The 13,151-nt window shown below is 53.6% G+C and carries 15 protein-coding genes; 6 read left to right on the top strand and 9 right to left on the bottom strand.

Annotated elements, in window-relative coordinates; translation table 11 throughout:
* Positions 1-7: 7 nt before the first annotated feature.
* Both ACRCWW_RS09255 and ACRCWW_RS09250 read right to left on the bottom strand, forming a co-directional pair.
* Entirely contained in the window at positions 8-223 is a 216-nt protein-coding gene (locus ACRCWW_RS09255; protein WP_438682154.1) for a toxin-antitoxin system HicB family antitoxin, read from the bottom strand.
* A gap of 72 nt (positions 224-295) precedes the next feature.
* Positions 296-931, bottom strand: a complete 636-nt coding sequence (locus ACRCWW_RS09250) for a division plane positioning ATPase MipZ (RefSeq protein ID WP_438682153.1) — start codon at positions 929-931, stop codon at positions 296-298.
* Positions 932-1,371: 440 nt separating this feature from the next.
* Here ACRCWW_RS09250 and ACRCWW_RS09245 point away from each other — a divergent pair, with 440 nt between their 5' ends.
* Positions 1,372-1,548, top strand: coding sequence for a hypothetical protein (locus tag ACRCWW_RS09245; protein ID WP_438682152.1), 177 nt, complete (start codon positions 1,372-1,374; stop codon positions 1,546-1,548).
* A gap of 115 nt (positions 1,549-1,663) precedes the next feature.
* The gene (locus ACRCWW_RS09240) at positions 1,664-1,930 is read left to right on the top strand and encodes a hypothetical protein (RefSeq protein WP_438682151.1); all 267 of its coding nucleotides are present in this window, start codon (positions 1,664-1,666) and stop codon (positions 1,928-1,930) included.
* Here the strand turns inward: ACRCWW_RS09240 and ACRCWW_RS09235 are convergent.
* The 5 genes from ACRCWW_RS09235 to ACRCWW_RS09215 are packed head-to-tail and all read right to left on the bottom strand — an operon-like array spanning position 1,927 to position 6,500.
* A complete protein-coding gene (locus tag ACRCWW_RS09235; RefSeq protein ID WP_438682150.1) occupies positions 1,927-3,441 on the bottom strand; it encodes a conjugal transfer protein TraG N-terminal domain-containing protein in 1,515 nt (504 codons plus the stop codon). The genes ACRCWW_RS09240 and ACRCWW_RS09235 overlap by 4 nt on opposite strands.
* Positions 3,438-3,773, bottom strand: coding sequence for a hypothetical protein (locus tag ACRCWW_RS09230; RefSeq protein ID WP_438682149.1), 336 nt, complete (start codon positions 3,771-3,773; stop codon positions 3,438-3,440). The genes ACRCWW_RS09235 and ACRCWW_RS09230 overlap by 4 nt, the downstream gene beginning before the upstream one ends.
* Positions 3,770-5,131: an integrating conjugative element protein gene (locus ACRCWW_RS09225; protein WP_438682172.1), complete on the bottom strand. Its 1,362-nt coding sequence runs from the start codon at positions 5,129-5,131 to the stop codon at positions 3,770-3,772. Before ACRCWW_RS09225 ends, ACRCWW_RS09230 begins: the two co-directional genes overlap by 4 nt.
* 32 nt (positions 5,132-5,163) lie before the next feature.
* Complete coding sequence (locus tag ACRCWW_RS09220; RefSeq protein WP_438682148.1) at positions 5,164-6,093, bottom strand: TIGR03756 family integrating conjugative element protein; 930 nt, start codon at positions 6,091-6,093, stop codon at positions 5,164-5,166.
* Positions 6,090-6,500 carry a TIGR03757 family integrating conjugative element protein gene (locus tag ACRCWW_RS09215; protein ID WP_438682147.1) on the bottom strand — a complete coding sequence of 137 codons (411 nt, stop codon included), beginning with the start codon at positions 6,498-6,500 and terminating at the stop codon, positions 6,090-6,092. Before ACRCWW_RS09215 ends, ACRCWW_RS09220 begins: the two co-directional genes overlap by 4 nt.
* A gap of 166 nt (positions 6,501-6,666) precedes the next feature.
* On the opposite strand from ACRCWW_RS09215, the gene ACRCWW_RS09210 reads away from it, so the two are divergent.
* Entirely contained in the window at positions 6,667-7,782 is a 1,116-nt protein-coding gene (locus ACRCWW_RS09210; protein ID WP_438682146.1) for a hypothetical protein, read from the top strand.
* Between the two features lie 149 nt (positions 7,783-7,931).
* Here ACRCWW_RS09210 and tnpA read toward each other — a convergent pair whose 3' ends face one another.
* Together tnpA and ACRCWW_RS09200 are read right to left on the bottom strand one after the other, a co-directional pair.
* Complete coding sequence (tnpA, locus tag ACRCWW_RS09205) at positions 7,932-8,264, bottom strand: IS66 family insertion sequence element accessory protein TnpA (protein WP_438682145.1); 333 nt, start codon at positions 8,262-8,264, stop codon at positions 7,932-7,934.
* A 120-nt stretch (positions 8,265-8,384) separates the two neighbouring features.
* Positions 8,385-11,045, bottom strand: a complete 2,661-nt coding sequence (locus ACRCWW_RS09200) for an autotransporter outer membrane beta-barrel domain-containing protein (RefSeq protein WP_438682144.1) — start codon at positions 11,043-11,045, stop codon at positions 8,385-8,387.
* A gap of 443 nt (positions 11,046-11,488) precedes the next feature.
* On the opposite strand from ACRCWW_RS09200, the gene ACRCWW_RS09195 reads away from it, so the two are divergent.
* The 3 genes from ACRCWW_RS09195 to ACRCWW_RS09185 form a co-directional block, all read left to right on the top strand.
* On the top strand, positions 11,489-11,785 hold the full coding sequence (locus ACRCWW_RS09195; RefSeq protein ID WP_438682143.1) for a hypothetical protein: 297 nt from the start codon (positions 11,489-11,491) through the stop codon (positions 11,783-11,785).
* 790 nt (positions 11,786-12,575) lie between these two features.
* A complete protein-coding gene (locus ACRCWW_RS09190; RefSeq protein WP_438682142.1) occupies positions 12,576-12,842 on the top strand; it encodes a YdgH/BhsA/McbA-like domain containing protein in 267 nt (88 codons plus the stop codon).
* 20 nt (positions 12,843-12,862) lie between these two features.
* The coding region (locus ACRCWW_RS09185; protein ID WP_438682141.1) for a carboxymuconolactone decarboxylase family protein at positions 12,863-13,151 on the top strand (289 nt) is incomplete at its 3' end.

Genomic DNA, 13,151 nt, shown 5'->3' with positions numbered 1-13,151 from the left:
CCGCCTTTCATTTATTCATGCTGAGCCAGAAGTCATAACACTCCAGCAAAAATGCCGTCATGCTCTTCCCCTGCTCTGCAGCAGCGATTTTTATCTCGCGATGCAACTGCGGTTCGATACGGATTTGCAACGGTTTAGTTTCCCCCACCCGGAAATCGGTGGTAGTGACACCCAGAGGGCGAGGGACTATCGGCAACAGCTTTGGGGCCGTTTTCTTGATCATGGCGGTATATCCGGTGAAATGCTGAAATCATGAAAAGCGGAATACCTTGTCTCATGATTTCAGCAGGGAAAGTTAATTCCCGCTTTGCCGTGCGCGGGCAAGAATGTCATGCACAATGTTTCTGGCACGACGGTTCAGGGTTTTCCAGGGTGTTTCGGTGATGGCATGGCCAGCATCCAGCGTGATGCTGTAGCCCGCTTTAAAGGTCAGAAAATTGCTGATGCAGATAAAATTCCAGCTGTTAATTGTTTCAATCGCAGCCCGCCCCTCGGCCAGGCTGGGAGCCTTCCCCACAACATACAGCAACCGGTTATGGGGTATGCCCTTGTGCATAAGTTCATACCCCAGCAGCAGCGACGGCTCCAGGTCATCCACCGATGTGCCCGTCGCAATCACGACCAGACTGGACTGCCGGGCAATGTCGAGCGAAGAAGTATCGGCATACGGGCGAGTATCTATAATCAGACATTCGTAGCTGTTCGCCGCTTTCATCACCACATCGTGGCGACGGTACACCCCGGTTTCAACGACAGGAAAAATCCCCGCGTTGTCACGACGCTCGGCCCATTTCGCGCTGGTCTGCTGTTTACTGTCCAGATCGCCCAGATGCGTACTTGCACCTGAGCGGACACTCTCTACGGCGGCGGCACGGGCAAGCGTTGAGCGCCCCACACCACCTTTCTGGCTGATAAAACTGATAATCATCATTGCTCTCCTGCATTCATGAATAACGGAAAGAAGGAATACAGGAGCACAATGCCGAAAACGGCAGGTCTGGTCGGCAATAAACTCAATACCGGAAAAATAATTAATGAAATAAGGATGTCATGAATGCAGGAAAGATTGCTTTAAGGCGGCTGCCTTTTGGGTTTTAGCCTTTTCGGGCAAGGCTTTTACCCCTTCTGAACACTTACCCCTTCCCCTTTGCCTTTTCCCTTGCCCTGGCCTTTTCGTCATGAGCCATTTTCAGACGGTTACCCGGCCCTCTGACTGCATTTTTGATTACTATGACAGCAGTATCAATGCAACGGGCCTGGCTTTCGGCTCTCCGGGCAGGCATACAGGAAATGCGGTGCCCCCGGCAGTTTTAACGGTTAAACAGTAACGACTGTGCCGGGGCAAAATTCGACTATGGAAGGTGAAAGGGAATGGAAATCAGAAATCACGACGACTACGAAAGCAGCCTTGAGCGCATTGATGCGTTGTACCAGCGCAATCCAAAGGCAGGAACCCCGGAACATACTGAAATGGAAGCCCTGGCTGCTGCCCTGCTGTGCTATGAAAACCGACACTTTCCAATCGTCGGGGACTTTATGCTGAACTGATCTCTGGCAAATCGGCATAAACAAAAATACCTGCTGCAAAAACCGATAAAATGACTGGCTATTTTTTGCACGATCGTTATGGTGTTCTTAGCTCGCAAAGAATGAGGAAAGAACAATGACACAGAAAACCCTCGTAGAACACCTGAGCAATCAGACTCGTAATGCCATCAGTTGGCTCAAGCAGAAAGTACCAGGAACGGAAAATTACACCCCAGGGGATCTTGCGCGGGATGTATTAATTGCAGTGATTAAACCTACTCCTGAAACAAATGGATATAAGCCATATAACGATACTCTCAATGGATATCAATTTGATGGGCCCGAAGGCCCAGGCACATATATAGATGGTATTAGAATCCACCATGATGAGCGTGAAAGTTAACCTCCCTTACTCATTAAACTCGTCAATATACTTCGCAAATTCTTAGCAGCCTCTCCGCCAGCTTGTTGAGCTGGTTCAGTTCCTACACGCATTGAACCAGAGATTGCCCCACCTAATTGTATGCCGGCCCATGCCATTGTCCCCATCCAGAACGCAGGCAGCACAATAAACATCGTCGCCAGTACGAACTGCATGATCATATTGTCCTGCACGTTCTGAAGGCCCGCCAGGTTCCAGGCGCTGTGTGTATCGCTTTCATACAGCAGCGTCAACATCCAGCCGTCAAGCCACCGCGCCAGCTCCCACCAAAAGGTCAAAAATATCAACCCAAATTGCGCAAAAGTCAGCGTCATGATGGTTCTGATGCTGTATGCCGAGAACACCGTCACCAGCGGGATGCAGATAATCAGCGCCATCTGTAATATCGCCTGTACCATCGGCAACGCCTGGCGCAGCGAATCAAACGCTGGAAAAGCCGCAATCGCTGTCAGCCGGTTGCCGGTAGTGGCGACCAGTCGGTTCACGCCGTGGAAAAAGCCACCGCCCGCATCACCACCGTATCCGGCGTAAACCTGACCATTTTGCGATACTTCCATATTTCGCGGACTGACCAGCGAGCGCAGCACCGCCTCCTCATAGAGCTCCTTGCTCACAGCCAGTTTGCGGAATGTCTGCCAGATATCCGGTTTCACCATCGCCAGTAACCGGGGTTTCAGACCAACATTGCTGTCTGACCACCACTGCTTACAGGTCGGATAGCCACCACGCCCGGTGTTAACCAGCCCGGCATCCCTGTCGCTGTTATACGACCAGTTTTTTCGGGGGCTGCGTGCATGATTGCTGTCGTAGTAGCCTGGCTGCGTCAGAAAGCGTGATGAACCAATCCATGCCACGTCCTGGTCCTCATCGTAGGTGAGAGAACTCTCCTGCTGCTTCAGACGAACCAGCGACGGGGCATAGCATTCCATCGTAAAGTCCTGAAGCTCCTGCGCCAGAATCGGGTCACTGATACGGGTATGCTGCACATCAAAACGGAGCTGACGAATATCAGGCTGGCAGGGCAACGTGGCAACGGCAGCATTGGTGATACCTTTGGAAAGCGTATGTACCAGATACCACCAGAACGGCACCATCGCTGTTCTGCCGCTCATGTCATTGACCAGCGGTGCATAACCTGACCGTTCCGGGGCCACCGGCACCGAGACATTGCACTGGCTGGAACGCTGCGTATCCAGCTGCATTTCTGTGATGTCGAGACTGAGCAGAGGTACACAGGTGAACATCATCACGATTATTGCCACATAAACCGTGTTTTCCATCCAGGCAAGCGTCAGTCCACCTGCATCCCCTTCATCCACGCCCTGCTCACGGGCTTTCAGAACATGCGCGATCAGTTTCATCAGCAGCGGCAAAGTAAACAGCCCGGTGGAAACTATCGTGTCCCATATGCCATTGCTGACCAGCCACCCAAGCACTGTCAGCACATATTCCAGATAGCTGTTGGCCGTCACTGGTCACCTCCTGGCTGAATCACGCTGCTGATTTCATTGAGCATCACCAGCATCAGGAACCAGCCCATGAGGCGTTTCAGCGCTGAACGTCGGGTGCTTCCGGCGCGTCGGTATAGCCAGCTCCACAACGCAACAATGGCGGTATACACACAAAGACGCCAGGCCAGAAGGCTGTAGCGATACTGATGCAGCAGATGGGGCACCGAAAGCGATGGTGCGAAATGCCGCAGGACCATAGCGGCAAGCAGCAAACCAGTTGTCATCACCACGGTTACCAGCAGCATTTTTCCTGTCAGTTTCAGTAACGTATTTATTTTGCTCACTTTGCTCATTTCTGGTCCCCTGATGGCAGGCTGAGGTTACGGACACGGGCATCACCGTCATCCCCGACGCTGACCGCCCGTCCACGGGTCGCCTCCCGCACGGCCTGGCGCTCGAGAATGACCGAGCTGGTGTTGCTGGTCAGCATCCGGCGCATCTCAAGCTCCAGCCGCAACTGGTCCAGCTCCTGGTCAAGCTGTCCGGTGGTCTGCGTCAGTTGCGTCTGGGCTTCTTTTTCCGCCGCAATGTTCGGTTCACGCATCCCTGCCAGCAGCATCCGGCGGGCCATCAGCGCCTGCTCCATGACCCGTGCCAGCGCCATTTCCCCGGATAACCGTTGCATCAGTACCGGTACATCCGGGTCTGAGTGCAGGGCCTCCACCACCCCGCGGGTCAGCAGCAGACTGCCGCCGGAAGCTTTTGCCAGATTCTCGTCCGTGGGTTTCAGGTCGCCATTCACCAGCGAGGCCAGTACCGTGGCGATTTTCTCCTGCTCATCCGCAATCAGCGGCGAGAGTCCCACGCCAGCCTGCGCCCCGCTCTGGCTGGCACTGTTACCGCTCTCATCGTTATCCGGGGCCACGTTGATGGTCTGCTCCCCCACCACATGGGTGAGCCAGTTCGCCGCCTGCTCTGGCGTGCTCCAGACCCGGCACAGTTCTCCCTGACACTGTGATGCGGGGATGCTGCCGGTATCAGTGGCACTGCGCTGGTTCAGGATGTTGTAGCCTGCCTTTGCGGTGTCACCGACAAGCTTAATCGGCGGCTGACCGCGCCCGCCGCGCTTCTGTCCTCCCACCCAGGTTTTGCCTTTGCTGGCGGCTTCCTTCTCGGCCTTCTTTTGCGCCTGTACCGCATCGGTGTTGCTGGCAGCGATGGTCTGATAGTTTTCAGCTTTGGCGCTCTGGGTCCAGGCTGAGCCATAAGCAAAATCGGTCATCTTCGAGGCCATGGATTCACAGGAGAGTTTTGATTTGTCGAAGTCCACCCGCGCCTGAAGGATGCCGTTAGTCAGCAGGTCATAAAGCTGGGGGTTGGCGCGCTGAATAATCATCGCCGGGAGGCTGGCAACAGCGGAGGTGGCATTCTGTATCACGCTGCCCATCATCTGCTGAAAACCCTGAGTAACACCATTAAGCTGGTCGCGTACCGTGGTGGTGATATCGAAGTTGCCGCAGGTGAGGTCAGCATTCCAGCCCGCCCGCAGATTCAGCAAAGAGGGGTTACGTCGTGTCAGTGCCGGGGTAATGACTGAACCACCGCCAATCTGGTAGTACAGCGAGTCGGCAATGGCCCCTTTTTCGTCAACGCCATAGCTGTCCTCTGCCGCCCATGCTGTATGGCAACAGAAACTGACGACCACTGCCATCAGTGCCGGTTTATAAAACTGTCGCATTATTTTCATCCTCCGGTACTCCCCAGAAAGGTCTGCCCGCGTCGCCGGCAACAGGCGTAAGGCCGCCATAGCGCCCAGACGTAGCCACCATCCCGTGACTGACGCTCAGCGGAGAAATCGGTAAATGTGTGGTCAGGGAACATGGCGCAGGTGGTGCTCATCACCGGTGAAAGCCGCTGCCAGGCGTGGTTGCCGGGTTTGCTCTCCTGTACAGGAGATGGTGGCCAGTAGCCGGCCCGGGAAGACCCCACCTCCGGCAGATAGACATGCGGTTGCCCGTTGCGGGTAATGATATCGGCTGCGCGCTGGGCTATCACCGCCCCGGCTTTATAGTCGTCGGTCTGCCCCAGCGCCCCTTCACGCGGGTAGACATTGCCCCATAAATCACCGGGCTGCCGGACTTCACGCAGACCCGGAGTCAGGGCTTCCGGGTAGAGCGTCTCCGGTATGCCGCCACGCCAGGCCAGCTGGTCCAGCGTGCTGATGAAGTAAGGTTGTAACGGCACCACATCATTGCTGCAGCTGTAACCCATCCCGCTGAGAAAGCGGTAGAACGTTGAACCAGCCGGATGACCGAACGCATCGGCGTTTTTAAAGCGGATTTTGGTCTGGCTGTTAGTGATGCGGGAATTGGTATCCCCGCCCCCTTCGGCTCCGGGTATCGCCACCCCGGCAAAGGCAATTTCCCGCCACGAATTATCTCCGGGCGTGTTATAGGCTGAGATTACCAGGTCAGGGAGGTTGTGTTTTACCTTCACGGAGGTTTTGACCGTGCAGCCAAATGGTGTGCAGAACAACCAGTAGCACAGGCCGACCACACGGTACTGCAGGCAGTCAGGAGACAACGCGGAGGCCATTATCTGCGGCGTGGTGACAGACAAAGCAGGCAGGCTCACCGCCAGAAGCGCCAGCAAGACAGAGCGGTTTGATTTCATTGATTCCGCTCCCGCCACGCATCCAGCTTCAGCTGTGCCAGCGCCACATCGGTGATGCCGTACACCACGAAATGGTCATCAAACACCACCGCAGGCACTTTGGTTATGCCGACTATCCGCGCATCAAGCAGAGCCTGATATGCACGGGTCAACCGGGCTTCCTGCGCATGCCAGTCAGTCTGCTGCATACGCAAGCGAACCTGAACCTCCGCTTTAGCGGGGCTGGAAGACAGTGGAGGAAACAGCGACTGCGACAATGTGTCGACGTTTTCCAGCAACTGAACTTCCACACCGGGTTCAGGATGCACCACTGGCCTGTCAGCGGTGGTGTAAATCACCGTCTGAGCCAGCCCATTAGTGGAAGTAAAAAGCAGGTACAGCGGGAAAAGAAAGAGACAGCGCTTCATAAGACTCCCCTTGATGTCTGTGTCAGAGGGGATTTAACGCGCAAAAAGGAAGGCTGGCTTCGATAAACTCTGCATGAGGAAATGAAGATTATTTTTGAGTCCACCTCTTCACAATGTCTGTGGTATACCTGTCCGCTGAAATCACATCAACAACAGAGGTGACCGGATGGCACAGCACGGGCTCATCAATACAACCCGACCGCAAAAAGTCACGCTCAGCGGCCCCCAACAACAGTACCATTCACATCAGGCAACGATTGACAGGCTGTCAGAAGAAATAGCCACTCACCGCCAACGACAGGAAGCCATAACTACCCGCTTTATGCAGGAGATCCTGCCACTGGAGCATCAGTACCTTCAGGCCCGGTACGATAAAGCCATCCGGTTGCTGTCCTTTGCCGATAAAAAATCACTCGGTAAATACGACCGCGAAGCCCTGTTTGTCTGGATAGATGAGGAGTTGGATGAACTTTTTCATCACCCGTTTAACGAACGTCTTGATTTAGATGCCCTGCGTCGCCGTTTACATGACATCAGCAATGCTCTGCAAAATAAGCCAACACACGACGAACTCAGTGATTTCCGGCAGGAGCTCCGGGAGGTATTTGGTGACGATCGCGCACTCGGCGATGATGAGCTCGCTAAAATGATGGATGATCCCGGCAGTATCTTCGACACAATGCAGCGTCTTTTTGGTGAGGCCACCGATGCCGATGGCGGCGACTTTTTTGATGAGACCACTTTTTCTGAGGAGGATGATTGCTCCCCTCAGGCATCTCCTGAAACAATGCTGAAATCTGCGGAAATCACCCGAATGTATAAGAAGCTGGCGAGCCAGCTTCATCCTGATCGTGAACCTGATCCCGCGAAAAAGGCAGTAAAAAACGATCTCATGGTGACGCTTTCAAAAGCCCGTAAGGAGAATGATATCTGGACGATCGTTGAAATGTTTCGCCGGCATATCGATGCTGACTATCGATTCAGTGACACAGAACTGCCGGGGATCAATGCCCTGCTTGAGCACAGGATCCAGGCGCTTAAATCAGAGCTGTCAGACCTGAACTTACCACATTCTCTCCCCGGTATGATTTGGGAGAAGCTGGGTGGAAAAACCGAAAGAACCATCAATAACAGATTCAAAAAGCACTCAGAGGCGCTTCAGCGCATGACTGCGGAACAAAACCAGCAGCGCATAACCCTTCGCTCCCTGAGCGTACTGCGACTGCACCTGGTGCCCTGGCGTACTGAACTGGAGCAGGAAAACGCGTTTCTGTATTACTGAGCTTCGGTGGTGTGACACAAGGTTGCTGGCTGATGGTTACCAGATGCGGTTACCCCGCATCCGGCTCCATAGCCACTCCATGCAGCTTCAACTGACGCTATCACTGGCGCCCACTTTACGTATCAACGATATTTGACGATGGGGAGATGCTATATGCTCCCAGCCTGTTTGAGAGCCGTATAGATATCAGTAAGCTGCGTGTAGTGGCAGCTTACCCGGCACCCGTCCTGCAAAAAAAGTATGACAGGATTGTTGACTGCACCCGGCGATTTTTCAACAACGGACCCAACTGGCGTAAGTCCGGTAAATGAGCCTGACTCATTTATCCTGCGCCCGGCTTTAGCTACCGCAAGCGGCCATTTTCGCATGGCGTGAAACTGGATGCCATTCAGCTCGCAGTATTGCTGACGGGTAAGACCGCTGGCACGCCAGTTGTCGATATGCAGCTTCTTCTCTTCAATGGACAAGCGTTTTTTTTGCATTAATTGACTCCGGTAACAACAGTGAAATGAGGAAGGCATTGCTAACCTTCTGAAAATAAACGTTAGTCCCCCCATCTGACAGCCCCCACCACAGGAGGCCCCTTTGACAAGACAGACAAATCAGAACGACCAGCTTCCCCCGAGGCTAGCCTGCCATGGAGATACTGTGCGATTTCCTTGTCCGTAAGCCACCTGAGCATGAAGGCCAAACGACGGACTAAGCTTTACCCTCAGACCCGCAGCGGCGACACCACGCGAGCCACCCGATGTATTGTGAAAACTGTCCCGCTTATTGATGACCACCGCAGGACCATTTCCCCACGACTGCTCCAGGTGAAGATCCGCATACGGCTGAAGCACAGCCCGCTTCACCGTAAATGTCTGCGATACGCTAAGCCCTGCAAGTCCGGCAATTAACCGCTGATCATGAATCCGCGCCTTCATACCATTGGACAAATAAAGATCCTCGCCAGCCCCGGTCAGGCCGCGCATACCGAGATACGGTGTGAGCAGCGTGGAACCTGCCCGTTTGTTGATCCCTGCCCTCAATTGCATCCCCACACCCAGACTGCCGTACTGACCCTGCGCCTTCTCGCCACTGGTCATCCGCGCATCAACATCATTGCGGACGTGACTGACAGTCAGTTGTCCGTCCACAAACACCCCATTCCGTTGCTGCCAGGTCCCGTATAGCCCGGCGGCAAGCGTATGAACATCACTGTCACCGATGCCCTGCCCACCAAAGTGGTTACTCCCTTTCCCAGAGCTCAAGAAAACACCGCTGTTGAGCAGACCGTTACCCACTGTCAGACCGCGATCCAGACCCAGCATGACACTGCCCAGACTCAGGCGATAATCCGCCCCCGCTACATTGCCATCGACTTTGACCTGACCGTCCTGCGCCTGCATCCACAGCGTCAGCCCGTGACGTTGCAGACGGATTTCATCGAGCCGTGCCTGGACCTGATCGCTGTACATCCGGAAGACTTCCGGTGCCACACCGGCAGTTGAGAGCACCGCCGAAGTTGAGGGGCTGATTACCGGATTAACGACCACCGGGACAGGCACCACTGGCACAGGCGGGGTATCGTTATCTTCCGGATCGACTGGAGTTACTGGAGTTACTGGAGTCACTGGCGTGGCGTTACCACCCGAATCATCGTCAGAATGATCATCCGGATCGTTCCCTGAGCCACCGCCATCATCCTTAGACACAGGTGCAAGCTGCCAGCTGTTCTGGTCGGGATGCACCAGTTGATACTGCCAGGTGCCTAAATCCACCACCCCATCTCGGTTGGCAAGGGTGAAAATGGCATCGCCACTCCCCGTTTTCACCAGTTCCAGCGCCTGAGTACTTGCCGGCTCTTCACCACTGTCAGCCACCTGAATGTCAAAGTTGCCGCTTGCCTTCCCCGGCACAGCAATATGGTTGCCCTGCCCGTTAGCCAGTGCGGTGTTCATCTCAAAGGTGCCCTGCCCGGATAACGCACCCAGCGTCAGCGTGGAGTAGCCCGGCGAAGTCGCCGCTTTGGGACTGGCATCAAAAATCACATGCCCGCCCCACATCTGCATATCGCTGAATGTAAACGGCGTATCCTTATCCAGTCCGTGCAGATACAGTGCGCCACCCAGCGAAATGTGCGCATCTGTGGTATCAATTCGCGAACTGCCGTTCACCACCAGCCTTCCGCTTTCCTGAACGAACACATCACCTTTCAGCACTCCGCCGTTGCCAAGATTGCTGAAATAAAAATCCCCGCCTATCGTCGGGCTGTCGACGGTGCCGTTATTGGTTTGTGCCGTGGCCCCTTTGCCGAGCGTGATATTGGTGGACAATGAGGTCCCGTCTGTATCGCCCAGCTGATAGATGCCGCTCGCTACAGTCAGGTTCAAATCATGTCCGCCCTGGTTAACGAGGGTGCCGCCGACGATAAATGAATGGCTTAACTCTGCACCGCTCTCCAGAAATGCCGTACCGCTGCTGATGCGGATATCTGATGCCTGCGCGCCATTTTGCAGCCAGAGCCGCCCGCTGTTCATCTCGCTGTAGTCAAACCTGGTGGTGGCTCCGCTCAGGTACACCGTGCCACCATTAATTTTTGTGTTTGTCAGGCGGCTACCGTAATAGAGACGCACATCCCCTGTGTTGTTAATAACAGCCCCATCAAGCACAGGCGAAACATCATCACCGTTATCAAAATCCTTTACCTGTCCACCAATCTGCCAGTTGTTCAGTCTGACATTCCCTGAAATCATCGACAGAGCCTCTTTCCCCAGTACCACATCCGTTGCGGTGATACCGGATGTTGCGCCGTACATATCGAAGCGCCCGCTGTCCTCAACGGTGACATGACTGACAGCGGTCGGCACATTAACCCCGTCGCCGGTCACATAAGCTGCCGCATTACGGCCCACCGTCAGGCCTTTCAACGTACTGCCCCGGTATGCATCAATAACGCCTCCGGGATTGATAACAATGTCGTCTGACTCACCGTGAATACCCTGCTGACCACCATTCAGTACCGTAGTGCCCTGCGCTTTGCCGCCGATATCAATAACCTGCACTACGCCCTCACCAATCACGGTATTGGTGGCAGTGCCGTAAACATGCTGGGTGGTTTGCTGGGTCTCAGGCGAACTTCCCCAGGGCAGCAGATACTGCCCGTCAAGGGTGGTGCCAGTGGCGATTGTCGGCGGAAAATCAGCGTATGACATCGCCGGTAGCATGGAAGGAAGCGCCAGCACGACGGCACGGGAGAGAGCCTTGCGGGAAAGCATCATATCGGCTCCTCCCGTTGCTCGCAGGCAGAGTAGCCAGACACGACTTTCACGAAGCGTATTAACAATGTCAGAAGTAAATCATTTATTCGGTATAACATGGTCATCCCCGTTGCATGGCATTAAAAGGGGATTTAATGTGGAAGTCGGGATTCTGGCAGCAATAAACTCAATACGGGGATAAAAGAAATAATTTCACAACCTGTATCCGGAGGTAATCAGACTGAAACAGAGGCGACATCACAGTTCTGCGACAAAATACAGGAAAGTGATTTATATCTGGTGTAAAAATACGCCAGACACTGTTTCTCGTTACGTATTTCGCACGTATAAAGCCGGTATTTGATTTGCAATCAATTTAAATAACTTAAATTTACTAACAGCTATCATTAATATTTCCGTATTAAATAACACTGCTATAATACTCAGGACAGATAAGGATATTTATGTATCTGATTATGCAAAAGAACAAAAAACCATACCGTCCTCTCAGCAGTGAAGAAATTAACGTCGTTTGTAAACTGTTCAATAAACAGTATCTGAATATCTTGCGCCAGATTATCGCCGATCGGTTGTTATACGAAATGAAATCCAGACAGCTGATTCTGGTTTGCGGCTGCCGGGAGGATGGTTCAGCGAGGCTTGCCGTGTCGGACAGCCGGGGGAAACTGTTTCTGAGAAACGTATCTTCGGGAGGACGTCATTTACCGGACTGCCCATTGCGCAGAACCACGCTGGCATGACACTGCAGGCATGTCATGCCATTGTTCAATATTTCAGGGCGGGAGTATCGGGCCCGAAATCAGCTGAACCTCATGATTCAGAAGCACCAGATCGGGATCTGATGCCAGACGCCATACCCCCGAAAACGATAGTCCGGCGACTGTATCTTCGACAACTTCCTGAAGGAAGCAGGCAATTTCCTTATTGCCATTATGATTAATCCAGAAAAATTGATTATGCATAACAGCCTCATTACTCGTTAAAAGAGCGTGAGAGTATACGGGCCTGGCAATATCATTTTGCAGACGTCATCACATACGCTGACATTTGAATAATCATTTATTCTTTGGTGAATTTTTCGATATAAAATACCCGGTACTCATCAATATGCATCCATTGCCAATCCCCTCGCCCGTCAGTCTTACGTGCGACCTGAATCGCTTCATCCGGTTCGCTGATGCCCTGTTGACGCACTGGCCCGGGGATTTTATGCACTGTGCGCGGAGAGGGCTGTAGCAAACTCAATGGGGCGCTAAAAGGTTTGCCCTCCATATGCAGTCAGACACGGGCAACCACGACATATACCCTTGAATTTATATCTTTTTATTCTATGCACTCTGCCCCCTGCTCTTACTTCCTGCTGTTCTTTGCCAGCTCTTCCGGACTGAATTCATGAATCCAGTAACGTGATTTACATCACATTTTTATAAGGGAGGATAATTTCCTCTTGCCAATCTATCTATTGGTAGGTAGATTTGATTTCAACGACACAACAGACAAACACAACACTCAAAAACAAGGAACGCCATTATGAAAAACATCACCAAAGCTATCCTCGCTGCTGCTGCCCTGACCACTTCCGCTCTGGCTTTTGCCGGTACTCCACAGATGGTTTCACGCAGTGATGCGGATTCGCTGCAAAAAATCGGCGTGGTCTCCTCCAGTGGTTTCACTACGCTTGATGAACTGGTGGCCTCACTGAATATGAAAGCCGCCGACGCCGGGGCCACGCATTACCGCATCACCAGCGCCACCGGTATGAATAAAGTTTCCGGCACCGCCGTACTCTATCGCTAACCCCTGAAACGGAGCACACCATGAACAACTGGAATGACTATCGCGGCAAAACCCGTCAGCGGGTCGGCAATTTAGGCAAAACGGTACCCGAAACGCTGCGGGGTGTGGCCGCCCTGATGGGGGCCGGGGAGAAGACAAACCATCTGGATGCACAAACCCGGGAGCTTATTGCGCTGGCCTGTGCCGTCACCACCCGCTGCGATGGCTGTATCGCCATGCACGCCGATGCCGCCGTGAAAGCCGGCGTCAGCGATGAGCAGATTGCCGAAGCGCTGGGGGTGGCGATATCGATGAATGCCGGGGCCGCTG

It is taken from the genome of Scandinavium sp. (genome assembly GCF_051650185.1).
Lineage (GTDB): Bacteria > Pseudomonadota > Gammaproteobacteria > Enterobacterales > Enterobacteriaceae > Scandinavium.
The sequence above is the reverse complement of the archived record's forward strand: the minus strand, read 5'-3'. Positions and strand labels throughout refer to the sequence as shown.

What these genes read in the sequence shown, in the direction of transcription:
- ACRCWW_RS09255 (WP_438682154.1), bottom strand. Translation starts at nt 223, where the DNA reads ATGATCAAGAAAACGGCCCCAAAGCTGTTGCCGATAGTCCCTCGCCCT.
- ACRCWW_RS09250 (WP_438682153.1), bottom strand. Translation starts at nt 931, where the DNA reads ATGATGATTATCAGTTTTATCAGCCAGAAAGGTGGTGTGGGGCGCTCA.
- ACRCWW_RS09245 (WP_438682152.1), top strand. Translation starts at nt 1,372, where the DNA reads ATGGAAATCAGAAATCACGACGACTACGAAAGCAGCCTTGAGCGCATT.
- ACRCWW_RS09240 (WP_438682151.1), top strand. Translation starts at nt 1,664, where the DNA reads ATGACACAGAAAACCCTCGTAGAACACCTGAGCAATCAGACTCGTAAT.
- ACRCWW_RS09230 (WP_438682149.1), bottom strand. Translation starts at nt 3,773, where the DNA reads ATGAGCAAAGTGAGCAAAATAAATACGTTACTGAAACTGACAGGAAAA.
- ACRCWW_RS09225 (WP_438682172.1), bottom strand. Translation starts at nt 5,131, where the DNA reads ATGGCAGTGGTCGTCAGTTTCTGTTGCCATACAGCATGGGCGGCAGAG.
- ACRCWW_RS09220 (WP_438682148.1), bottom strand. Translation starts at nt 6,093, where the DNA reads ATGAAATCAAACCGCTCTGTCTTGCTGGCGCTTCTGGCGGTGAGCCTG.
- ACRCWW_RS09215 (WP_438682147.1), bottom strand. Translation starts at nt 6,500, where the DNA reads ATGAAGCGCTGTCTCTTTCTTTTCCCGCTGTACCTGCTTTTTACTTCC.
- ACRCWW_RS09210 (WP_438682146.1), top strand. Translation starts at nt 6,667, where the DNA reads ATGGCACAGCACGGGCTCATCAATACAACCCGACCGCAAAAAGTCACG.
- tnpA (WP_438682145.1), bottom strand. Translation starts at nt 8,264, where the DNA reads ATGCAAAAAAAACGCTTGTCCATTGAAGAGAAGAAGCTGCATATCGAC.
- ACRCWW_RS09200 (WP_438682144.1), bottom strand. Translation starts at nt 11,045, where the DNA reads ATGATGCTTTCCCGCAAGGCTCTCTCCCGTGCCGTCGTGCTGGCGCTT.
- ACRCWW_RS09195 (WP_438682143.1), top strand. Translation starts at nt 11,489, where the DNA reads ATGTATCTGATTATGCAAAAGAACAAAAAACCATACCGTCCTCTCAGC.
- ACRCWW_RS09190 (WP_438682142.1), top strand. Translation starts at nt 12,576, where the DNA reads ATGAAAAACATCACCAAAGCTATCCTCGCTGCTGCTGCCCTGACCACT.